The 21,683-nt window shown below is 64.3% G+C and carries 17 protein-coding genes; 4 read left to right on the top strand and 13 right to left on the bottom strand.

Annotated elements, in window-relative coordinates:
- Positions 1-86 precede the first annotated feature (86 nt).
- Together metK and AB4Z51_RS02065 are read right to left on the bottom strand one after the other, a co-directional pair.
- On the bottom strand, positions 87-1,283 hold the full coding sequence (metK, locus tag AB4Z51_RS02070; RefSeq protein ID WP_441496933.1) for a methionine adenosyltransferase: 1,197 nt from the start codon (positions 1,281-1,283) through the stop codon (positions 87-89).
- A gap of 62 nt (positions 1,284-1,345) precedes the next feature.
- Positions 1,346-2,701, bottom strand: coding sequence for a hypothetical protein (locus AB4Z51_RS02065; RefSeq protein ID WP_441496932.1), 1,356 nt, complete (start codon positions 2,699-2,701; stop codon positions 1,346-1,348).
- A gap of 166 nt (positions 2,702-2,867) precedes the next feature.
- On the opposite strand from AB4Z51_RS02065, the gene AB4Z51_RS02060 reads away from it, so the two are divergent.
- A complete protein-coding gene (locus AB4Z51_RS02060; RefSeq protein ID WP_441496931.1) occupies positions 2,868-4,574 on the top strand; it encodes a caspase family protein in 1,707 nt (568 codons plus the stop codon).
- Between the two features lie 209 nt (positions 4,575-4,783).
- Here the strand turns inward: AB4Z51_RS02060 and AB4Z51_RS02055 are convergent, their stop codons facing one another.
- From AB4Z51_RS02055 to AB4Z51_RS02030, 6 genes are all read right to left on the bottom strand, one after another.
- Positions 4,784-5,902, bottom strand: coding sequence for a cobalamin-independent methionine synthase II family protein (locus AB4Z51_RS02055; protein ID WP_441496930.1), 1,119 nt, complete (start codon positions 5,900-5,902; stop codon positions 4,784-4,786).
- 19 nt (positions 5,903-5,921) lie between these two features.
- Positions 5,922-6,638 (bottom strand): ABC transporter ATP-binding protein, encoded by a 717-nt coding sequence (locus tag AB4Z51_RS02050; RefSeq protein WP_071912048.1) that lies wholly within the window; start codon positions 6,636-6,638, stop codon positions 5,922-5,924.
- A complete protein-coding gene (locus tag AB4Z51_RS02045) occupies positions 6,631-7,386 on the bottom strand; it encodes an ABC transporter ATP-binding protein (RefSeq protein ID WP_135214497.1) in 756 nt (251 codons plus the stop codon). Before AB4Z51_RS02045 ends, AB4Z51_RS02050 begins: the two co-directional genes overlap by 8 nt.
- Positions 7,383-8,411 (bottom strand): branched-chain amino acid ABC transporter permease, encoded by a 1,029-nt coding sequence (locus tag AB4Z51_RS02040; RefSeq protein WP_135214496.1) that lies wholly within the window; start codon positions 8,409-8,411, stop codon positions 7,383-7,385. Before AB4Z51_RS02040 ends, AB4Z51_RS02045 begins: the two co-directional genes overlap by 4 nt.
- Positions 8,412-8,419: 8 nt before the next feature.
- Positions 8,420-9,289, bottom strand: a complete 870-nt coding sequence (locus AB4Z51_RS02035) for a branched-chain amino acid ABC transporter permease (protein WP_283017111.1) — start codon at positions 9,287-9,289, stop codon at positions 8,420-8,422.
- A gap of 167 nt (positions 9,290-9,456) precedes the next feature.
- Positions 9,457-10,647: an ABC transporter substrate-binding protein gene (locus AB4Z51_RS02030; protein WP_441496929.1), complete on the bottom strand. Its 1,191-nt coding sequence runs from the start codon at positions 10,645-10,647 to the stop codon at positions 9,457-9,459.
- Positions 10,648-11,169: 522 nt separating this feature from the next.
- On the opposite strand from AB4Z51_RS02030, the gene AB4Z51_RS02025 reads away from it, so the two are divergent.
- Positions 11,170-11,454, top strand: a complete 285-nt coding sequence (locus tag AB4Z51_RS02025; RefSeq protein WP_441496928.1) for a hypothetical protein — start codon at positions 11,170-11,172, stop codon at positions 11,452-11,454.
- A 125-nt stretch (positions 11,455-11,579) separates the two neighbouring features.
- On the opposite strand, the gene purU is transcribed toward AB4Z51_RS02025, so the two are convergent.
- Entirely contained in the window at positions 11,580-12,443 is an 864-nt protein-coding gene (purU, locus tag AB4Z51_RS02020; RefSeq protein WP_441496927.1) for a formyltetrahydrofolate deformylase, read from the bottom strand.
- Between the two features lie 173 nt (positions 12,444-12,616).
- On the opposite strand from purU, the gene AB4Z51_RS02015 reads away from it, so the two are divergent.
- Positions 12,617-13,459 (top strand): uroporphyrinogen-III synthase, encoded by an 843-nt coding sequence (locus tag AB4Z51_RS02015; RefSeq protein WP_441496926.1) that lies wholly within the window; start codon positions 12,617-12,619, stop codon positions 13,457-13,459.
- Positions 13,460-13,492: 33 nt separating this feature from the next.
- On the opposite strand, the gene AB4Z51_RS02010 is transcribed toward AB4Z51_RS02015, so the two are convergent.
- From AB4Z51_RS02010 to AB4Z51_RS02000, 3 genes are all read right to left on the bottom strand, one after another.
- Complete coding sequence (locus AB4Z51_RS02010; protein WP_441496925.1) at positions 13,493-14,938, bottom strand: DUF5939 domain-containing protein; 1,446 nt, start codon at positions 14,936-14,938, stop codon at positions 13,493-13,495.
- Between the two features lie 169 nt (positions 14,939-15,107).
- Positions 15,108-15,788 (bottom strand): redoxin family protein, encoded by a 681-nt coding sequence (locus AB4Z51_RS02005; protein ID WP_441496924.1) that lies wholly within the window; start codon positions 15,786-15,788, stop codon positions 15,108-15,110.
- Between the two features lie 21 nt (positions 15,789-15,809).
- Positions 15,810-19,130, bottom strand: a complete 3,321-nt coding sequence (locus AB4Z51_RS02000) for an adenylate/guanylate cyclase domain-containing protein (RefSeq protein ID WP_441496923.1) — start codon at positions 19,128-19,130, stop codon at positions 15,810-15,812.
- A gap of 290 nt (positions 19,131-19,420) precedes the next feature.
- On the opposite strand from AB4Z51_RS02000, the gene AB4Z51_RS01995 reads away from it, so the two are divergent.
- Complete coding sequence (locus tag AB4Z51_RS01995; RefSeq protein ID WP_441496922.1) at positions 19,421-20,671, top strand: MFS transporter; 1,251 nt, start codon at positions 19,421-19,423, stop codon at positions 20,669-20,671.
- On the opposite strand, the gene AB4Z51_RS01990 is transcribed toward AB4Z51_RS01995, so the two are convergent.
- Entirely contained in the window at positions 20,668-21,342 is a 675-nt protein-coding gene (locus tag AB4Z51_RS01990) for a Crp/Fnr family transcriptional regulator (protein WP_028160237.1), read from the bottom strand. The two genes, AB4Z51_RS01995 and AB4Z51_RS01990, sit on opposite strands and share 4 nt — an antisense overlap.
- Positions 21,343-21,683: the final 341 nt, after the last annotated feature.

The following is a 21,683-nucleotide window of genomic DNA, read 5'->3' as shown; positions in this document are numbered from 1 at the left end:
CCTGGAGGGGCGACCCTGCATCTCGACATGATGGATAAGGATCCCGGGTTCGCCGCTGTCGCGGCGCCCCGGAATGACGTTGGTACTTAGACTGCGCGCTTGAGCGCTTCGACCAGGTCGGTCTTCTCCCAGGAGAAGCCGCCCTCGTTGTCGGGCGTGCGGCCAAAATGGCCGTAGGCCGAGGTGCGCGCGTAGATCGGGCGGTTGAGGTCGAGATGGCTGCGGATGCCGCGCGGGGTGAGATCCATCGCCTTGGCGGCGGCCTTCTCAAGCTGGTCCTCCGACACCTTACCGGTGCCGTGGGTATCGATGTAGATCGACAGCGGACGCGCGACGCCGATGGCGTAGGCGAGCTGGAGGGTGCAGCGATCGGCGAGACCGGCCGCGACGATGTTCTTGGCGACGTAGCGCGCCGCGTAAGCCGCCGAACGATCGACCTTGGTCGGATCCTTGCCGGAGAACGCACCGCCGCCATGCGGGGCCGCGCCACCATAGGTGTCGACGATGATCTTGCGGCCGGTCAGGCCGGAATCGCCGTCCGGACCGCCGATGTAGAACTTGCCGGTCGGGTTGATGTGCCAGATGGTCTTCGGCGTGATCCAGTCCTTCGGCAGCGCCTCGCGGACATAGGGCTCGACGATGTCGCGGATCTGCTTCGACGAGATGTCCTCGACCAGATGCTGGTGCGACACGACGATCTCGCGCACGCCGACCGGCTTGCCGTTCTCGTACTGCACGGTGACCTGGCTCTTGGAGTCCGGACCCAGCACCTTCTCGCGGCCGGAGTGACGTGCTTCCGAGATGAGGCGCAGGATCTTGTGGGCGTAGAAGATCGGCGCCGGCATCAGATCAGGCGTCTCGTTGGTGGCGTAACCGAACATGATGCCCTGGTCGCCCGCGCCCTCTTCCTTGAGTTCGCCCGGCTGCAGCGCATCGACGCCCTGCGCGATGTCGGCCGACTGCGGGTGCAGCAGGATCTCGATGTCGGCCTTCTCCCAGTGGAAGCCGTCCTGCTCGTAGCCGATGTCCTTGATCGCGGCGCGCACGACGCCTTCGATCTGCTCGTTGGTGACGGATGCGGGACCACGGGTCTCGCCGGCGATCACCACCTTGTTGGTGGTCGCAAGCGTCTCGCAGGCCGCGCGGATCTGCCACGGATCGATGCCGGCTTTCGGCCCTTCGCGGTAGAACAGATCGACGATTTCATCGGAGATCCGGTCACAGACCTTGTCGGGATGGCCCTCGGACACGGACTCGCTGGTGAAGAGATAGGACGCGCGCATCAGTAACCCCTTGTTCCGCCGTTAACCTGGCGGGCGTTTGCGATGTTTAACCTTGGATTATGTCAATCACGCCGTCGCGAGATGACGTAGGACTCGTCGAGAAACCAGAGCCCGTTGTACTTCCGCAGCACGTCCCGGGCGGCATCAAGAGTGCGGCCGTTTTGAGTCATTTCTGTCAATCGGTCGTCCTCGATCTGCGCCACATACACCGCCGCATTCCATGCTGCAAAGGCCGTCGAGGTTCCGATGGTACCCGTCACCTCGTTGGGCAGCGCTTCCATATCATACCTGAAGATCGAACGGTTGTCCGCATAAGCATTAAAATTTAGGTCGCGGCCCAACGATCCAAGCTCGTACTTCACCGCGCGCAATAGCTCATGACGGCTGACCGAGAAAGGATTTTCTCCAGGCCAGATCGCCTGGATCATTTCCATGCCGGGATCGTGACCGTGGGAGTGAATACCGATCAGCCGCCCGCCCGGCCGAAGCGCCCGCGCCAGCGGTGCAATGATCCGCTTTGCCCGGAAATTGACCGAGGACAGGGCACGGTAGGGCTGGGACGCAATGACCAGGTCGAAATTGGCCTCGGTCTGGCCCGGGCGCGGAATGGTCGCATCCAGCAGGAACCTGTGGTCCTCGCGGTACAGCACCAGGACGACGGGCCGTTCGTAGAGCGGCATGGCCGTGCGTGGGCTGATGGCGGCGCGCCAGTTCTGCTCCAGGAACGGCCTCAACTCGGCGATCTGCTGCTCGAACTCGCCTGATGAGGCGCCCCGTAGCGGAACCTCGTGCCAGACGGTGGCCGCCGCCGCCGCAGGAGATGCCGGCGTGAGCCAGGGCGCCTCGGAGTAGAACATGTTGGTGAACACGAACACCGACGCCGGATGCTCGAAAATGCGGTCCGGAACCCTCTCCAGCGTCAGCCGCAGGTCCTCGAGGCTGAGCTCCTTGCCGGCCACGTAGAACGGCATGTGCGGGTAGCGCTGGTGCGTTGCCCGCAGCACCCGGGCCAGCACCGTGCCGTCGCCAACGCCTGCGTCGAAGATGCGCAGCGCCGGCGGGCGCGGATGGATGCTGGCGAGCTCCAGCGCCACACGCTCGGCGACCACCCGCTTCTCGCTGCAGGTATGGACGAACAGCAGGTATTTTTGCCGGTTCTCGAAGAAACGGAAATTGCCGCGCGGATCGCGTTTTTCCGGGGGCACCTGGAGCCCCCGCGGCGGCGGCAGGCCGCCTGTCGTCGATGCGGCGATATAGGCCTGGATCCGATCCAGCGTGTCGATCGTGATGCGCTTTCCCTCGCGCAGGCGATGGACCAGCTTCCCATCGTTCACCGCGCGCCGGCCAAATGTCGATTCCGCCATGTCCGCCTTGCGGCAGAACTCGGTGATTTGGCTAAGGATTTCGTCGTTCTTCATGAGTGGGAAAGCGGTGGGCAGAGATGTTGGGACCAGCGTCGTAGCAAAATCTGCCCACTGAGGGAATACCCTCTCTTGGCTTTACCCCACGTCCAATGACGAGCGCGTGAACCCCGGCGCACCGCCGGGCAACAAACAAGCGCTTCTGCTTCAAGGGACCACCGCCATGCGTCGCCTGCTCGTCGCGCTCTGTCTGCTCACGGCAACCCTGTGGGCCGCGCCCGCCTTCGCGCAGGCGCGCAACCAGCTCGGGCCACTCTGCACCACCGACACCACGCCGCCGGACCAGATGATCGACGCCTGCAACAAGATCGTCGCGCTGAAGGTGTTCAAAGGCGAGCAGCTCGCGACGATCTATTTCTGGCGCGCGGTGGGCTGGAACAAGAAGGGCGACTATTCGAAGGTGATCGCCGACACCACTGAGGCGATCCGGCTCCAGCCGAGCCAGGCGGTCTACAATCTCAGGGGATCGGCCTATTACGACAAGGGCGACTACGACATCGCGATCGCCGATTTCGACGATGCGCTGAAGCTCGGACCGCCTGATGGCACCATCTTCCACAATCGTGGCAACGCCTGGCGCGGCAAGGGCGACTACGCCAAGGCGATCGCCGACTACGATGCCACGATCAAGCTGCAGCCCAAATCGACGTTCTCGTTCCAGAATCGCGGCATTGCGAAGGAGGCGCTCGGCGATCTCGACGGCGCGCTTGCCGACATCAACCAGGCGATCCGGCTCGACCCGACACTGCCGCAGCCGCTGATCAACCGCACCGCGATCTGGCGCGTGCGGGGCGATCTCGATCGCGCCATCGCCGATGGCAGCGATGCGATCCGGCTTGCGAAAGAAAAACCGCCCGTCAACATCATGACGCCGCCGAACAGCGTGCTGATCTCCGGCTATATCCACCGCGCGCTGGCCTATGAGGCGAAGGGCGACTACGCCCATGCGCGCGACGACTACAAGGCGACGCTGGCGATCGTGGCTTCCGATGCCGGCAGCAAGGCCAACCAGGCGACCGCAAAGGTGCGGCTGTCGCTGGTGACGGATGCGCTCACACCCATCCCGCGCGATGCGCCGTCACCGGTGACGCAGCCGGCCCCGCAGCAAACGGGCGCGGCACCTGCGCCCTCGCCTGCCCCGGCGACGCCTGGCAAGCGCCTGGCACTGGTGATCGGCAACGGCGCCTATGCGCATGTCAAGGCGCTGCCCAATCCGGCCAACGATGCGCGCGCCGTCGCCAGGAGCCTGCGCGACATCGGTTTCACCGTGTCCGAGGGCATCGATCTCGACCGCGCAGCGATGCAGAAAGTGACGCGCGACTTCCTGCGCGAGGCGGCGCGGGCGCAGGTCGCGTTGGTCTACTATGCCGGCCACGGCGTGCAGGTCGACGGCCGCAACTATCTCATTCCCGTCGACGTCGAGCTCAAGCCGGGCGCGGGCATGACGGAGGCGATGATCGACATGGACACGATCATGGCCGGCCTCGACGACCAGGTCCGCACCAACATTCTGATCTTCGATGCCTGCCGCAACAATCCGATGGCGCAGCAGGTCGCAGCCGCCGGCACCAACCGAGGCATCGAGGGCGCTTCGGGCCTCGCAGCGCCAACGAGCCTGGGCGCCGGTGCAACGCTAGGCGCGGGCACGCTGATCGCGTTCGCCACCGCGCCGGGCCAGGTCGCGCTCGACGGCGAAGGCGCCAACTCGCCGTTCTCCGCCGCCCTCTCCCGCCATCTCGGCACGCCGGGGCTGGAGGTGCAGCAGATGCTCACGCGGGTGCGGGCGGAAGTGGTCTCGAGCACGAAGAACAAGCAGGTGCCGTGGTCGAACTCGTCGCTGCTGGGCGAGGTTTATCTTGCGGAGAAGTGAGAGCGGGTGAGCGCACTGGTTTTCAAGGGTGCGACGCTGCCCGCCACTCACTCGGTGTCATCGCCCGGCTCGACCGGGCGATCCAGTACGCCGAGACGTCCGTGATTCACCGAAAAGCCGCGGCGTACTGGATTCCCCGCTTTCGCGGGGAATGACAGTGAGTGTGTGGTGAGGCCTCGCCGTCCCTCACGTGACGGACTGCGCAGCGCTCAGTTGCCCCACACTTCCTTGGCGATCTCGACCGCGAGGCCGAGCTTGGCCCACTGCTCCTCCTCGGAGAGGATGTTGCCTTCCTCGGTCGAGGCAAAGCCGCACTGCGGCGACAGCGCGAGCTGCTCCAGTGGCGCGAATTTGGCGGCCTCTTCGAGGCGACGCTTGATGTCATCCTTTTTCTCGAGCTCGCCGAACTTCGAGGTGATGACGCCGACCACGACGACCTTGTTGCCCTTGGGCAGGAAGCGCAGCGGCTCGAAGCCGCCGGCGCGGTCGCTGTCATACTCGAGGAAGTAGCCATCGTAATTGGTGCCGGCCAGCATGGTCTCGGCGACCGGCTCGTAGCCGCCCGAGGAGATCCAGGTCGAGCGGAAATTGCCGCGGCAGACATGCGTCGTCACCACCATGTCGGCCGGCTTCTCGGCCAGCGCGTAATTAATGACGCGCGCATAGATCTGCTGGAGACCCTCGGGATTGTCGCCGCGCTCGCTCGCCTTCTTCAATTCGTCTTGCGAACAGAGATAGGCCCACACGGTGTCGTCGAACTGGAGATAGCGGCAGCCGGCATCGTAAAACGCCTTCACGGCCTTGCGGTAGGTCTTGCCGAGGTCTTCGTAGAACGCGTCGAGATCAGGATAGACGTCCTTGGAGATTGCCTTGCGGCCGCCGCGGAAGTGCAGCACGGCCGGCGAGGGAATCGTCATCTTGGCGGTGACGTGGGCCTGGTCGGCGGACTTCTTCAGGAAGCGGAAGTGATCCAGCATCGGATGGTCGTCGGGGAAATCGAGCTTGCCGATCACGCGGACCGCATCATGCCGTGTCTCGACACCCGCGAACTGGATGCCCGTGTCCGGGTGAAACATTTCGCAGCCAGTGAGCTCGGCCAGGAAGTCAAAGTGCCACCAGGAGCGGCGGAATTCGCCGTCGGTCGCGAGCTTCAAGCCGATCGAGGCCTGCTTGTGCACGACCTTCTCGATCTCCATGTCCTCGATCTTGCGCAGATCGTCGACCGAGATCTCGCCCTTCTCGAGCCTGGCGCGGGCTTCCTTGATCTTCGCGGGACGCAAGAGGCTGCCGACCTCGTCGGCGCGGAAGGGGGCTTTGGTTCGCTGCATTTTCTACTCCCGGGATATTTTAGTGGGCCGCCGCCCCTGCGACGCCGAGGTGGCGCTCGAGGACCGACGGGTCGGCCTTCAGCGCGGCGCTCGGGGCGTCGTGGACGATCGTTCCGCGCTCCAATATCACAACACGGTCGGCGAGCCCCAGAATCTTTTGCGCGTTCTGCTCGACGATGATCGAGCAGATGCCGCCCGCCCGGGTGATGGCGCCGATCGCCTTCAGAAGCTCCTCGACGATGATGGGGGCGAGGCCCTCGGTCGGCTCGTCCAGCAGCAGAACCTTCGGGTTGAGGGTCAGCGCCCGGCCGATCGCCAGCATCTGCTGCTCGCCGCCGGAGAGCTGGTTGCCAAAATTGCTCCGCCGCTCCTTCAGCCGCGGGAACATCTCGTAGACCCTCTCGACCGTCCAGGGGCCGGGCTGCGCCACCGCGGTCATGTTCTCTTCCACCGTCAGCGAGCGGAAGATGTTGCGCTCCTGCGGCACCCAGCCAATGCCGGCCCGCGCCCGCTGATCGGGCCGCAAGCTCGTGACATCGGTGCCGGCCAGCGCGACAGAACCGGAGAAACGGCGGGTGACACCGACGATGGAGTTGATCAGCGTGGTCTTGCCGGTGCCGTTGCGGCCCAGCAACGCGAGCACCTGCCCCTCGGCGAGGCGCAGGGACATGTTGGGCAGCACCACCGCCTCGCCATAGCCGGCGCGAAGTGCGTCGATTGCGAGCAGGTCAGACATTGACCGCCTCCTCGCCGAGATAGACGGCCTTGACCTGCGGGTCGCGCGCGACCACGTCGGGCGGACCTTCGGTGAGCAGCGCGCCCGAGACCAATACCGAGATGCGGTCGGCGAAGGAAAAGACGAGGTCCATGTCGTGCTCGATCAGCAGCACGGTGACGTCGCGCGGCAGGCTGCCTACGACGGCGAGAATGTCGTGGCGTTCGCTCTCGGGCACGCCGGCGGCGGGCTCGTCGAGCAGCAGCACGCGCGGCTTGGCGGCGATCGCGACCGCGATCTCGAGCAGGCGTTGCTTGCCGTAAGGCAGCGTCACGGTCTCTTCGTTCATGACGTCGAGCAGATGGAAGCGCCTCAGGAGATCGGCGATCTCGCCGTTGACGTCGCCCCGCGTGCCCATCCGCCGCCACCAGTCGCCGCCATGGCCGAGGCGCTCGGAGACGGCGAGGCCGATGGTCTCGAGCGGGGTCAGGTCGGGATAGAGCTGGTTGATCTGGAAGGTGCGCGACAGGCCGCGCAGCACGCGCTTGTGCACCGGCAAATCCGTGATGTCCTGGCCTTCGAGCAGGATCCGGCCCGAGTTCGGCTTGAGCACGCCGGTGAGCTGGTTGATCACAGTGGTCTTGCCGGCGCCGTTCGGGCCGATCAGCGCGTGGCGGGCGCCCTGCTCGATCTTGAGCGACAGGTCCCGCGTCACGCGCAGACCGCCGAACTGCTTTTCGAGATTTTGGGTTTCGAGCGCGATGGTCATGCGTCGCTCTCCGGCACGGCAACGACGGCCTTGCGTCCGGCAACCTGCTTGATGACCAGGTTCGGCACGTACAGCACCCAGCGATGCAGGCGCTGGCGGCCGACCAGCACGATCACGACCAGCACGAGACCGATCCAGAACTGCCAATATTGCGGGGTGATGGTGGAGAACAATTCCTGGAGCATACGGAACACCACCGCACCGACCAGCCCGCCATAGAGATATCCGGTTCCGCCAATCACGAGCACCAGCATCAAATCGGCCGAACGCTCGAAGGCGAACACGTCGAGGGAGGCGATCGCCGTGGTCTGGGTGAACAGCGCGCCCGCGATGCCGGCATAGAACGCCGCGAGCGTGTAGATCGCGATCAGGCGGCGGTTGACGGGGATGCCGATGGCGGCGGCGCGCAGCGGATTGTTCTTGATCGCGCGCAGCGACAGGCCGAACGGCGAATGCACGACGCGGCGGGCGAACAGGAACAACAGGAACAGCACCGCCAGCGAGTAGAAAAAGCCGGTCTTGCCGAACATGTCGAACGCAATCTCGCCGAAGATCGGCTGCATCTCGATGCCCTGAAGGCCGTCGGTGCCGCCGGTGATGTTAGAGAAGCGCTCGGCGAGCGCTTCAAGCAGCAGCGCGATGCCGAGCGTGACCATCAGCCGGGTCAGATCGACGCCGCGGATCACCAGGAAGCTGGTGGCGAAACCCAGCACCATCGCGGCAAGGCCGGCGACGATCAGCGCGAGCACGGGCTCGTTGATGATGCCATGCAAGGCGAGAAGCCCCGCGGCGTAGGCGCCGACGCCGAAGAAGGCGGCGTGGCCGAGCGAGACGATGCCGGCATAACCAAGGATGAGATCCAGCGACATCGCAAACAGCGCCAGCCGCAGGATGTCGGTCATGATCAGATAGCGCGTGGGAAATGCGAAGCCGCAGGCCAGCACGACCAGCCAGAAGGCGACTTCGCCATAGTGCCAGCGCGCCTGGCGCTGGGCGTGATAACCGACGTCGGAGGAAGCGCTCATCGGCGGCCTCAACGCGCGGCCGTGCGGCCGAACAGGCCGTTCGGGCGCCAGATCAGGATCACGATCATCATGGTGTAGATCACGAAGGGGCCCATCTTCGGCACGTAATATTTGCCGGCGACGTCGCCGATGCCGAGCAGGAGCGAGGCCAGGAACGGCCCGGTGATCGAGGACGAGCCGCCGACGGTGACCACGATCAGGAAGTAGATCATGAACTTCAGCGGGAAATACGGATCGAGGCCGAGGATCTCGGCGCTCAGCGCGCCGCCGAGGCCGGCGAGCCCGCAACCGAAAGCGAAGGTGAAGGCGAACACCTGCGGCACGTTGATGCCGAGGCCGCTCGCGGCACGGGGATCATCGACCGCGGCGCGCAGCCGGCTGCCGAACCGGGTCTTGGCCAGTACCATCTGGAGAGCAATGGTGAGCAGGCCGCAGATCACGATGATCATCAACCGGTAGCGGCCGATGCCGACGCCGAACACGTCGAACTGGCCCTGGAGCGCAGCCGGCAAGTTGATGAAGACGCGCGACGACCCCTGGATGTAGTCGACGGCCGCGACCGACATGAACGTGAGACCGATCGTGAACAGCACCTGGTCGAGATGGCTGCGCGCATAGAGATGGCGGTAGAGCGTTCGCTCCAGCACGATGCCGATCGCAGCCGACGAGACGAAGGCGAGCGGCAGCGCGGCGAAGAACGGCCAGCCCATCCGATTGACCAGGACCATGCAGACATAGCCGCCGGCCATGGCGAAGGCGCCGTGGGCGAGGTTGACGAAGTTCATCAGGCCGAGCGTGACCGCAAGCCCGCAAGCGAGCACGAACAGCAGCATGCCGTAGGCAACGCCATCGAACAGGTTGGTGAGGATAGAGGTCATCGTCTCAGCTTGGAGTTATCGTCATGGCCGGGCTTGTCCCGGCCATCCACGTTCTTGTCCGGGCTTTGCGTGGACGCCCGGGACAAGCCCGGGCATGACGCAGAGTGTAGCTCACGAGATCCCGGGTTCGCGCTAATGCGCGCCCCGGGATGCCCCGCTTTCGCGGGTCACTTCTTGGTCTTGCCGAGATCCTTGACGGCTTCGAAGGTCGCGAACTCGACATTGTAGAGCTCGCCGTCGACCTTCTCGACTTTGCGGATGTAGATGTTCTGCACGATGTCGCGGGTCTCGGGGTCGATCGAGATCGGGCCGCGCGGGCTTTCCCACTTCTGGCCCTTCATGGCTTCGACCAGCTTGGTGCCATCGGTGTCGCCGTTGGTCTTCTTCAGCGCCTCGTAGATGAGGTGGATGCCGTCATAGCCGCTCACGGCCATGAAGCCCGGGCGGTTGCCGAAGGCCTTCTTGTAGGCCGCGACGAAATCCTTGTTCATCTGCGAGGGATGCGCCGCGGAATACAAATGCGCGGTGACCGTGCCGAGCACGGCGTCGCCCATGTTGTTGAGCAGGTCGTCGTCGGTGACGTCGCCCGGTCCGATCACCCTGATGCCGGCCTTGTCGAGGCCACGCTCGGAATACTGCTTCATGAAGTTGCCGCCCTGGCCGGCCGGCACGAACACGAAGATCGCGTCGGGCTTGGCGTCCTTCATGCGCTGGAGGAACGGCGCGAAATCGGGATTTGCGAGCGGCGTCTTCACCTCTTCGACCACCTCACCGCCGCCGGCGGTGAAATTCTGCTTGAAGAAGTTCAGCGCGTCGTTGCCCGGCGCGTAGTCGGAGGTGAGCGTCGCCACCTTCTTGATGCCGTTCTTCACTGCCCAGTCGGCGATGATGGTCGACGACTGCGCCAGCGTGAAGCTGGTGCGCACGATGTAGGGCGAGCGCTCGGTGATGATGGAGGTGCCGGCCGCCATCACGACTTCCGGGATCTTGGCCTGGGTTGCGAGCGGCGCGGCCGCGAGCGCGGCCGGCGTCACGCCGAAGCCGGCGATGAAATTGACCTTGTCGTTGACGATCAGCTCCTGCGCGGCCGTCTTGGTCTTGTCCGGAATCGCGGCGTCGTCCTTGAGGATGATCTCGATCTTCTTGCCGGCGACGGTGTCGCCCTTCTGCTGCATGTAGAGCTTGATCGCGTTGTCGATCTGCTTGCCGGTCGAGGCCTGGCCGCCGGTCATCGGCAGGATCAGGCCGACCTTGACGGTGTCCTCGGCCTTGGCCGGCACGATGGCCGCGAGGCCGGCGATGGCGGCCGCTGCTGCGGTCCAAGAGACCTTGTAAGAAAACGTCTTCCGTTCGAACATCAGATGTCCCTCCCCTTCATTCCTGACCTCTTGTGCGCCGGACCGAGTGCCCGGTCCTTGGCTCAACCTTGGCTCACGCACGCGCGATGTCGCGCCACATGGCGTCTTTCGCGCCCTTATTGTCAATCGGACGTTTGGCGACCATTCGGCGCAAGCCGCGCGTCCCGATTGCCGACGACAGGAGCGATGCCGTGGTTACGTCGGGGTAACCCGAGCATCGCCATCCTGGTCACTCCTATTTGTACGATTGTACAAATAAAATGGACCTGTCAACGAAAAAGCCCCGCCGACGACCAAGCCAGTTAGTCGCGCGCCCCTTGGCACAGTCTAGAAAGCGGCCGGCCGCGTGGATGGAGGATTTCGTCTTTCTTTTGCAGAATTCGGACACCGGCGAGTCTTCGGTTCAGCGCAAATCGGTAGCTAATTACCTACCTCGAATAAGTCTATTTTACCTTGTTGAAGACTACTCCTCCCGCGCCAGCCTAACCCGGCGTCCAACCTGACTGAATTCGCGCGCGCACAATGCTCAAGCCCTTCCGCTCCGTCCTTACCCTCTTTGCGCTCGCCGCGGGGCTGTCCGGCTGCGGCACCGTCAACGAAAAGCTCACCACCGGCATGGGCGATTACGTCCCGCAATGGGCCGGCGGCCTACCGGCCGACGCACCGCCGCGGCCCGGCACGCCGCAATACGACGCCTACATGAAAGAGCGCGAACGCAAGCGGCTGCTGCCGGCGGCGGATCGCGAGAAGGAAGAGCAGGCGCAGAAGGGTGCGACGGGGTCCACGTCGGGCGGCGCGGTGCGCTGAGGCACAACAATGATCTCGCTGTCATTCCGGGACGCCTCGCAGAGGCGAACTATGGTGCGCAATTGCGCACCCGAGAATCTCGAGGTTCCGGATTCGCGCGTCGCGCGCTCCGGAACGACGGGCAATCAATCCATGAACACCACGGTCTTGCGGCCATTGAGGATGACGCGGTCGTCGAGGTGGTAGCGGATCGCGCGGGCCAGCACGCGTCGCTCGATATCGCGGCCCTTACGGACGAGATCCTCCGGGGTGTCGCGGTGGCTGATGCGCTCGACGTCCTGATCGACGATCGGACCTTCGTCGAGGTCGCGCGTGACGTAATGGGCGGTGGCGCCGATCAGCTTGACGCCGCGCTCATGGGCCTGGTGATAGGGCTTTGCGCCCTTGAAGCCCGGCAGGAACGAGTGGTGGATGTTGATGCAGCGGCCGGAAAGCTTGGCAGAAAGATCATCCGACAGGATCTGCATGTAGCGCGCGAGCACGACGAGATCGGTTCGTGTCTCGGCGACGAGATCGAGGATCTGCGCCTCCTGCACGCGCTTGGTCTCCTTGGTGACGGGCAGATGGTGGAACGGGATTCCGCCGAAGTCGAGCCCGGCATAGACCTCGCGCGGATGGTTGGAGACGATCGCGGTCGGGACCATCGGCAGCTCGCCGGTGCGCCAGCGATAGAGGATGTCGACCAGGCAATGGTCGGATTTCGACACCAGCAGCATCACCTTGCGATGCGCGGCACGGTCGCGCATCTGCCATTCCATCCCGAAACGCTCCGCGATCGCGGCAAAGCCGGTCTGGAGCGCCGACAACTCCACGGCGAGATCGGCCGCGGTGAACACCACGCGCATGAAGAACTTTTTAGTCTCGACGTCGTCGAACTGCTGGGCATCGAGAATGTTCTGTCCGTTGTGGGCCAGGAAGGTCGACACCGCCGAGACGATGCCGGGACGATCCGGACAGGACAGGGTCAGGACATATTGATGATTGGGCATGGCTCTTGATGAAGGTTTGGGCAACGACTGCGGAACGACCCGCGATTTGCGCCCTGCTCTATCACCGACCTCGCCCTTGCGCCAATCCCAAGAGTTGATCCCAAGACTTGCTTCTACACAAAGCGCGGAGTCAGGATGAACGGACCATTGCAATTTACCGCCGGAGCACACCCATGGCCGACCGCTTGAACGGCTACCGCATCCTGATCCTGGAGACGCGCGAGGAGGCGCAGTTTTCAAAGCTTCTGGCTGAGCAAGGTGCCGATGTCGTGCAGTGCCCGATGTTCACCATTCACGACGCGCCCGATCCCGCCCCGGTCGAGGCCTGGATCCACCGCGCCATCGACCAGCCCTTTGACGACCTCGTGCTGATGACGGGCGAAGGCCTGCGGCGGATCATGAAGCTCGCGCGGACCCGTGGTCTGGACCAGGCTCTGGTCGCTGCCCTCGCCAAATCGCGAAAATTCACCCGCGGCCCGAAGCCCGGCAAGGCGTTGCGCGAGATCTCCCTCGATGCGCAGCAGACCACGGAGAAGCCGACCACCGAGGGCGTGATCGAAATGTTGGGCAGGCTCGATCTGAAGGGGCGACGCGTCGGCCTTCAGCTTTATCCGGACAAGGACCACAGCATACTGACCGGCGCACTTGCCGCGCAAGGCGCCGATGTCGATACAGTGCTGCCTTATGCCTACGATTCCAAGGCAGCGGATGGCAACATCGTCGCCGCCATCGACGACATGGCCGAGGGGCGGATCGATTCCATCGCGCTGACCAATCTTGGCCAGGTCCGCCGCCTCGTGGAGACCGCGAAGGCACATGGCAGCGAGGCGAAGTTGCGCGCAGGGTTGGAGCGGACGCTGATCGCGTCGGTGGGCCCTGCGGTGTCGGGGGAGCTCGCCGCGCATGGCCTACGCACGGACATCGCACCGGCGGAAGACCACTATTTCATGCGCCCGTTGATCTCGGCGATAGCCGTGGCGCTGGAGGAGAAGAAGCCGAAAGTGCCGGTGAAGTGAAGATCTTCGGCAGAGTCATGCCGGAGCAGGATTCTATCTACGCACGACACGATACACGCATGCATTTCCTTCGACGCCGCGGAGAGGTGCATCAAACTCAGCGACGGCGTGACCGACGAGGAGACCGCTGACGCCTGGCGCGGAATAAAGCGCTTCCGAGAGACAGATTTCGCCGGCATCGGCCAACGATTGCACGCGCGCCGCAACATTCACGGTCTGCCCAAAGTAGTCTAGATTCTCGTTGAGGGTCACGGCAATCGACGGACCACAATGTGCTCCAATCTTCAGGATGATGCTCGGCTCACCATGCTCGCCATTGTAGCGTTCTGTTTCCCGGAGCATATGCAACGCCGCGGAGACCGCGTCGGTCGGGCGGGAGAAGACTGCCATCACGGCGTCCCCGATCGTCTTGACGATGGCGCCGGAATGCTCCTGGACGGTCGCTCCCAGCAAGGCAAAATGCTCGCGGACCAGGGCATAGGCATTCAGATCGCCGAGACGCTCGTACATCGCGGTCGACCCCTTGAGATCCGTGAACAGCAAGGTCACCTGCCGGATGCCGAGCCCTTCCCGCTCATCGACGCGTTCCGAGCGGAACAGGCGGCGGAAGGTTTGCCGCGCGAGTAACATGCCGCCGGACATATACGGTTCGAACTCGAGCGCAGGCTTGGTCGACTGAGCCAGAATCTCGGGCGGCCAATTGATCAGGAGTAATGACCCACGCACTGCGCCGAAGTTCTCCACGTCGATCACAATGGGGCCAGGCGGAACGGCGGACAGCGACGGCGAAAAGCGCCGTCCATCATATCCAACTCGCAAGACGGTCGGCGCGGTTACGGGTTCGCCTGTGACCGAGACCGCGAACGCAGCCTGCGTTTGAATGTTGACGCCAGCTAGAGCACCGGGACCGAGATCGGCGCGAAGAGTGGTGGTCGAACCCGGTGGCAAGAACGCAAGTCCGCGAACCAATCCATGCAGGAAATCGAGAAATCGGATCGGCTGGCCGGGCATGCGCGCGTCGCCCGAGAAACGAAGTTTCCAGTGGAAATCCTCGACCGAGAGGAAATGAGGATCATGAAATGGAAGCCGCCGGAGCTGCGGCGAGACCGTAAACGTAACCTCAATGAAATCGTCGAGGTCGGTTTCGCCGCTGACGTCGCACAGACCGCACACGTAATGGGTCTTCAGGGTGCGCAGAGCGCCAAAGCTGTCGAGCACCATGCCGGATTGGGGACAAACAACGTCCCAGCTCATCTCGAACAACCCGTTTCTTGTGGCATGCAAAAACAGATCGATGCTATCCGCCTCGGCAATGCCGCGATCACGCGCGAACGTCAGGGGATTGATCCGGTAGAGGGACAGATCGTCACCGCTCCTGATGAGCGTCTCAAATTTCGAGATCACGCGTGGGCTCCAGGATCGGGCCTGCTCAATCTCGGTCATCTTACTTTCCAGGAGCCGCTCCTGGATGTTGGTCATTGTGCGCCTCCGTCATTGCAACGTCATGAACAGGAATGGCTGCGCCTCAGACTGATGCGCAGTTCACGCGGCCATCGATATCCGCAACGGCGACAACGCCCGCGGAGAGGAAGCCGCGGATTGCGGCACGTTGAGCGCAGCATTTGCAGCGCCAACCAGGCGACGATGCCTAGCTCGCCACCTGCGATGCGGCCGACATCAACTCCTGCGGGCTCGGAGCCCCGAACATGCGGTGGCCGCCTTCAGGAACCTCGGTAAAGGTCCAGCGCACGATCCCCTCGCGATCGAGCAGGAACTGGCCGAACAGCTGGCCCTGGCCCGTTGCCGCCATGCGCTGATCGGCCTCCATCATCTCGTAGCCGTCCTTGCTGTTGAGGTACTCAGCAGCCGCCAACCGATTCATCGACCCCGACGTTTCGCCGGGCACATCCACCTGCATGCTCTTGACGACGTTCATACCCACCTTGCGCGGCCACTCGGTTTCGTTCTCCGTAAACTCGATAGTGGGCAGGCCGAACGCGCGGTGCGAGACCCGCTCGGGGTCGGACGCGGCGAGCAGATTGGGCAAGGGATGATAGCGGAAGTAGAGCCGCGCGCGTTCGATGGGCGTATTCACGACCGTGAGACTTTCGACGCCCTTGTCGCGCAGGGCTGCGTCAAGTTGCGCTTGTGCAGCGATATGGCGCCGACAGAACGGGCAGTGCAGCCCGCGAAACAAGCCGATCAATATCGGGCTATGCCCGCGAAAATCCTGGAGCGCGATCGTTCCATCGCGTGTGATGGCGTCCAGCACGATGTTCGGCGCGCGATCGCCCGGCTGAAGCGGTCCGTCGACATGAAGTTCTGGCATGGTTGAACTCCTTCATATGACCTAGTCAAGAAATGGCAGTACGATCAGCCCGGCGGGATCAAGCCCATGGCGGGCGCAGACATCATGGGCCAGCGCGAAATATCGGTCGGCCTCGGGCATGTCGCCTCGATCAAGGCTCAGCGTGGCGAGACCATCATAGCATGGAAACAGCTGCTGCGGTTCGCCGGTTTCGTTCGCCACCTCGATTGCCTCATTGTAGCAGAGGGCGGCCAGATCGGGGCGGAAATGGCATTGATGGATTTGCCCGAGAACGATCAGGGGCACGGAGAGATGCTCGCGCTGATCGAGCGCACGGTCGATTTCGATCGCCTTTTCGGCGGCCGGCACCCCTTCCTCGGTACATCTGTCCGTGAAGGTGCAACAGGCAACGGCAAAATTGGCGAGAAGACGCGCCTGGAAGCCAAGATCCCCGATCCGACGCGCGACATCGAGTCCACGCCGGCAGACCTCCACGGCTTTCGCCGGGTCGACGATCGTGTAGAGCACACCGAGATTGGTGTAGCCGCGGCAGGCTACGTTGAGGAGGCCGGCGGTTTCGGCGGCTGCAACACTTTGCTCCACCTCGCGCACCGCCTCCTCGTGTCGTCCAAGCCGCGCCAGCGCAACGCCCTTGGTGTTGAGGGCCTCCGTAATGGCACGCGCCGCCTCGAGCCCGCCCTGCTCGTCCACGTCCGCGGGGACGGACCGTGCATAGCCGAGCGCCTCGTCTGCCCATCTTGCGGCGGCCACGTGATCGCCGGTCCGAAAGGCGAGACGGCCGCGCTCCTGCAGGAGATGCGCCCACTCGATAGGCGCGTCGGTCCCTCCAAGCAGGTTGGCCGCCTCGGCGTATTGCGTCTCTGCCTTGATCCGCTTGCCGGCGTCCCACAGCAATCGGCCAAGCCTGCGAAGAATTCGCGCTTCGCCGATCCGGTCCTGGATCGTGCGGTGCCCCTCCAAAGCGCTCTGATAGTGCTCCTCGGCCGTGTTCCGGCGGCCAGCCGCGGCACAGAGGTCCGCAATCCGCTCGTACAGGACCAGACGTTCCGGCTCCCGTTCGCCGCCGGTCAACAGCACGGCGAGGGCCTGTTGGTAGAGACGGATGGCATCGTCGTTGGCGTAGCTGGCGCGTGCGCGATCGCCGGCTGCGCGCAGATAGCGCGCGCCTTTCGGCTTGCTCGCGCTCAGACTGAAGTGATGTCCGAGCAGGATGAGATCTTCGAGGCGCTCGGGCTCATCGCCATAGAGCCTCTCGAGCGCCCCACCAATCCGCCCATGAAGCTCGATCCGACGCTGCAGAAGCAGGTTTTGATAGATCACGTCCTGAAGCATGGTTTGCGTGAAGCGGTAGGTCCGCAGCGAAATCGAGTTCGCGCCCGCGATCTCCTCGATGATCTCCGCGTCGCACAGAAGTTCGAGCCCTGCTTCAACCCTTGCCGGCTCGGTTGCCGCCGCACCGAGAGCAGCCGCATCAAACCGCGGGCCGATCACGGCGGCTTCCTGTGCCAGGCGGCGCACCTGATGCGGCAAGCGGTCGAGACGCGCCAGCAACAACGCCTGAATACTTGCCGGAATTTCGGCGGCCGCTTCATCCGATTTCATCCGCCACTGCGCGCCGTCGCGCTCCAGGGTGCCGGCTTCGATCAGGCCGCGTATGATCTCCTCGAGGAAAAGCGGATTGCCGCCGGCGCGATCGAGGATTCGACCGAACAGAACTCCCGGCGGTTCACGCCAACCGTGACTGAAATAGGCCGCGAGCAGCCTTTGTCCGTCGGCGTGGCCAAGCGGGGGCAGCCGAAGGGTTGTGTGACTGATCCTGCTCGAACCGAACTGGTCCAGTTCCAGCATCGGCCGATGCGTAAACAGCAGCATCAGCCGCGTCCGCTCCAGCCGGTCCATCAGGAACCGCAACGCTTCAAGCGACACCGCGTCGGCCCAATGCAGATCCTCGACGATGATCAGCAGCGGCGACAGTGCCAGGCGGCGTTCGAAGACGGTGCGAATCGCGAAGAATATCTGCCGGCGCAGCTGTTCGGGCTCGACATGCCTGAGCGCGGCGTTGGGGTCGCCGAGGCCGAGGACGTGCAGATAGAGGGGCATCAGGCGGTCGGCCTCGTCGGTCGCGAGGCCAAGCTCCGACAGCGCTTCGGCGACCTTTGCCTCCGCCTCTGCGGCGCCCGCCTTCTGCGCGATGCCATAGGCGCTGCGCAGCACGGCAGCGAGAGTGCCGTAGGATTGTTCGCCGAGCGGCGAGCACGCCGCGTGCCGGATCGCCACGCCGGCGAATCGATCCTGGTCGCGGATGCGCGCGACGAATTCGCTGACCAGGCGCGTTTTCCCGATGCCGGCTTCACCGACCAGCCGCACGAGTTGAGCCGCGCCGCCGCACGCGCGATCAAGGCTGCCGATCAGGCGCGCAAGCTCGGCGTCGCGCCCGATCAACGGCGCATTGAGCCCCAGCGTGTCGAGACCGCGCGCCGCACGGGGCGTGTCGAGCGGCTCCTTCAGACGGTGGACCAGCACGCTGCCCATCTTGCCCTTGAGCGAGACCTCGCCAAGCGAGTCATAGGAGAACGCATGCCGCGTCAGGCGGTGGGTCAACGGCCCGACCAGCACCTCGCTCGGAGCCGCCATCGATTGTAGCCGCTGGGCGGTATTCACCGTGTCGCCGGTCACCGAATAGGATTTGGAAACACCCGCACCGAGCCCGCCCGCGACGACGTGTCCGGTGTTGATGCCGACATGGAGCAGCAGCGGTGAACCGGCATACGCCTCCGCGCGTACGCTGAGGCGTGCCGTCCGGCCGATCATGTCGAGGGCAGCGCGCACCGCCCGCTCCGGGTCGTCCTCATGCGCCGCCGGCGCACCAAACAGAGCCAGCAGCGCATCGCCGATGAATTTGTCCACGAAGCCGCCAAAACTTTGCACCGCGGCCGTCAACTCCTCGAACAATTCGTTTTGAAGCGTCTGCATGACCTCGGGGTCGAGCCGCTCGCTCATCGCAGTGAAGCCGCTGAGGTCGGCAAACAGCACGGTGATGGTGCGGCGGTTCGCCTCGCTGTCGATCTTGTCCGACGGAGCTCGAAATGCGGCTTGAGCGTCCTCTGTCGGCACGAGCGGCGGCGAGGAGGACCGGATCGGGAGCGTCGTCGGGCTCGTCCGCGCCGATGCCTGCCCGCCTGTGGGGACCTCAGCGACGAAGGCGCCGCATTTCGGGCAATAGGCGAAATCCGGCGCGCATGGAAAGCCGCAGCCGGGGCACGCGTTCTGCTGCTTCGTGCCGCACTTCGGGCAGAAGGCAAAGCCGCTCTGGACCTCTAAACCACAGCAAGAGCAGTTCATGGGTCAGGACCTCGCGGAAGCCGCGATGGCGCGAGCTCCTGGACCTGCCGAATGGGCCCAGGAACCAGGCAAGCATGGGCTCGTCACACGGGAAGAGCAAGCGGCGGTTGATCACCCGCTCCGTATCGGCTAGGCGACGAAGCGATGCTGCGGGCGCACTGGCGCACCGCAAATCGTCGGCAAGCATGGCGGCATGCGGTAGCGCCAATTGACAGAGGCATGGCCGGGGCTACCCTGCCAACAGAAGAACAAGAATAAGGGGGAATCGCCGTGAAACCCGTCATCGCATCTTGAGCACATCCGCACTCGCGCCATTCCGCATCCGCAACTATCGCTTCCAGTGGCCGTCCGATCTGCTCACCTCGTGGGCGTTCGAAGTGGAGACGCTGGTGCTCGGCTGGTACATCATGGTCGAGACGGGCTCCGTGCTGCTGCTCACCGTGCTTGCGTCGCTGCAGTTCGTCGGGACCCTGGTCGCGCCGGTGCTCGGCATGATCGGCGACCGGATGGGTCACCGCGATCTCCTGTTCGTGATGCGCCTTGCCTATACGGCGCTCTCGTCGACCATCATGGTCCTGGCGCTGACCGGTCATTTGTCGCCGCTGAGCGTGATGATCATCGTCGCTCTCATGGGCCTGATCCGCCCCTCCGATCTCGGCGTTCGCGGCGCGCTGCTTGCCGAGATCATGCCGGCCGAGCAACTGGTGGGCGCCATCAGCGTTGCGCGCACGACCCAGGACAGCGCCCGCATCGCCGGAGCGCTGACGGGCGCAGGCCTGTTCGCCGTCCTCGGCATCGGCCTCGTTTATGTGGCGATCGCCTGTCTGTATCTCGCGGCCGCACTTCTCATGCTCTGCCTGACCCGGCCGAAAAGGACCGTCACGACGAGCGATCTTCCGGCGAACAGCCACGCGGTCTCGCGATTGCTCGGCGACCTCAAGGAAGGGATCGTCTATGCCTGGAACGGCCCGGGAATGCGCGCGGCGCTGTGCGTCGCCTTTCTGGCCAATCTCACCGCCTTTCCCTTCACCGGCGGACTATTGCCCTACATCGCGCGGGACATCTTTCATACCGACCAGACCGGCCTCGGCTATCTCTCGGCGAGCTTCGCCGTGGGCTCGCTGATCGGCTCCATCACGCTCAGCCTGGTCAGCGGACTGCGCATTGCCCGGCTTCTCATCGGCGCGACGCTGGCCTGGTACGCCATGCTGCTGGTGTTCGTCGAGATCAGGACCATGCCGGTGGCGATGGCCTGCCTCGTTCTCGCCGGCATCGCCCAGAGCATGTCGATGATATCAGCCGCCGTGATCCTGATGCGGACGGCGAGCGCACACCTGCGCGGCCGCGTGATGGGCGTGCGCATGATGGTGATCTACGGCCTGCCGCTCGGATTGCTCGCGGCCGGCAGCCTGATCGACATCATCGGCTATTCCGCGACGGGCTCGCTCTACGCCGCCGCGGGCTTCATCGCGATGCTGGCGATCGCGGTCCGCTGGCGCGCCGACCTCTGGCCGGTCCACGCCCCCGCAAACGCGCGCTAGTCCCCGTAGCCGCGTAGCCGCTCGACATCGAGAATGGTGACGCCGCCATATTCGAGCCGCAGCAGCCCTTCCTTCTCCAGACGGTTCAGGGCGCGGTTGGCGTTCTGCCGTGACATGCCCGAGAGCGCGCCGATCTCCTCCTGGGTGATTTCCAGATGCGCGGTCGACTCGGGATAGAGGATCGGATTGAACAGCGAGGCGATGCTGCGCGCGAGGCGTGCGGTGGCATCCAGCGTGCGATTGACCTCAAGCATGCCGATGAACTGGCCGAGCCGCTCGTTGAGCTGGCGCACCAGGAAGCGGTTGAAGCCGACGCTGTTCTCGAACAGCCACATGAAGGCGCTGCGTTCCATCAGCGCGACGCGGCTGTCGCGCAGCGCGACCACGTCGTAGCGACGCGGCTCGTTCTTGAGCACGCTGCCCTCGCCGAACCAGGCCCCGGCCGTCAGCCCCGCAAGGCTCGTTTCCTTGCCGTCGCGTGAGACCCCGCCCATCCGTGCCAGGCCGCTCACCATGCCCGCCCAATAGCCGAACGTATCGCCGCGCATGAACACGGTCTCACCGGTGCGGTAGGACCGTTCCGTGATTCCGGCGCGAGCGACCTCGATCTCCGCTTCCGTGAGCTCGCGCGACCAGGCGGCGACCCGCTTCAGTTGATCCTCAGAAATCATGATGCCGAAGCCAGCCGCACCGTTCGCCAACCAATCTCTCTGCTGCACTGCAACACGATCGCTTCGACCGCCATCCGACGAAAGATGAAGGCCACTCCCGCCTGAAAAAACTTTGTCGCAGAATTGTCAGGCGGGAGACATTTCAAAATAGCGCTTTCCCCTATTGAGGACCACCTTGGGCGATGCGGCTTTTGATCCCGACCGGGAGCAAGAGTGGCGCGGCGCCGGTCGAGACCAATAGCTGCATGGCCTCACCGGCACGGCCGTACTAGGATCGCCCGACAGGAACGGACGAAGAGCGCCGCTGAATGCGCCATCACCGGGAGGGATTTGTTTGGTGG

This window comes from Bradyrhizobium sp. 2TAF36, from assembly GCF_052114925.1.
Taxonomy (GTDB): Bacteria; Pseudomonadota; Alphaproteobacteria; order Rhizobiales; family Xanthobacteraceae; genus Bradyrhizobium; species Bradyrhizobium barranii.
The sequence above is the reverse complement of the archived record's forward strand: the minus strand, read 5'-3'. Positions and strand labels throughout refer to the sequence as shown.

Excerpts from the sequence above, each read along its gene's own strand:
- metK (WP_441496933.1), bottom strand. The coding sequence starts at position 1,283 with ATGCGCGCGTCCTATCTCTTCACCAGCGAGTCCGTGTCCGAGGGCCAT.
- AB4Z51_RS02065 (WP_441496932.1), bottom strand. The coding sequence starts at position 2,701 with ATGAAGAACGACGAAATCCTTAGCCAAATCACCGAGTTCTGCCGCAAG.
- AB4Z51_RS02060 (WP_441496931.1), top strand. The coding sequence starts at position 2,868 with ATGCGTCGCCTGCTCGTCGCGCTCTGTCTGCTCACGGCAACCCTGTGG.
- AB4Z51_RS02055 (WP_441496930.1), bottom strand. The coding sequence starts at position 5,902 with ATGCAGCGAACCAAAGCCCCCTTCCGCGCCGACGAGGTCGGCAGCCTC.
- AB4Z51_RS02050 (WP_071912048.1), bottom strand. The coding sequence starts at position 6,638 with ATGTCTGACCTGCTCGCAATCGACGCACTTCGCGCCGGCTATGGCGAG.
- AB4Z51_RS02045 (WP_135214497.1), bottom strand. The coding sequence starts at position 7,386 with ATGACCATCGCGCTCGAAACCCAAAATCTCGAAAAGCAGTTCGGCGGT.
- AB4Z51_RS02040 (WP_135214496.1), bottom strand. The coding sequence starts at position 8,411 with ATGAGCGCTTCCTCCGACGTCGGTTATCACGCCCAGCGCCAGGCGCGC.
- AB4Z51_RS02035 (WP_283017111.1), bottom strand. The coding sequence starts at position 9,289 with ATGACCTCTATCCTCACCAACCTGTTCGATGGCGTTGCCTACGGCATG.
- AB4Z51_RS02030 (WP_441496929.1), bottom strand. The coding sequence starts at position 10,647 with ATGTTCGAACGGAAGACGTTTTCTTACAAGGTCTCTTGGACCGCAGCA.
- AB4Z51_RS02025 (WP_441496928.1), top strand. The coding sequence starts at position 11,170 with ATGCTCAAGCCCTTCCGCTCCGTCCTTACCCTCTTTGCGCTCGCCGCG.
- purU (WP_441496927.1), bottom strand. The coding sequence starts at position 12,443 with ATGCCCAATCATCAATATGTCCTGACCCTGTCCTGTCCGGATCGTCCC.
- AB4Z51_RS02015 (WP_441496926.1), top strand. The coding sequence starts at position 12,617 with ATGGCCGACCGCTTGAACGGCTACCGCATCCTGATCCTGGAGACGCGC.
- AB4Z51_RS02010 (WP_441496925.1), bottom strand. The coding sequence starts at position 14,938 with ATGACCAACATCCAGGAGCGGCTCCTGGAAAGTAAGATGACCGAGATT.
- AB4Z51_RS02005 (WP_441496924.1), bottom strand. The coding sequence starts at position 15,788 with ATGCCAGAACTTCATGTCGACGGACCGCTTCAGCCGGGCGATCGCGCG.
- AB4Z51_RS02000 (WP_441496923.1), bottom strand. The coding sequence starts at position 19,130 with ATGAACTGCTCTTGCTGTGGTTTAGAGGTCCAGAGCGGCTTTGCCTTC.
- AB4Z51_RS01990 (WP_028160237.1), bottom strand. The coding sequence starts at position 21,342 with ATGATTTCTGAGGATCAACTGAAGCGGGTCGCCGCCTGGTCGCGCGAG.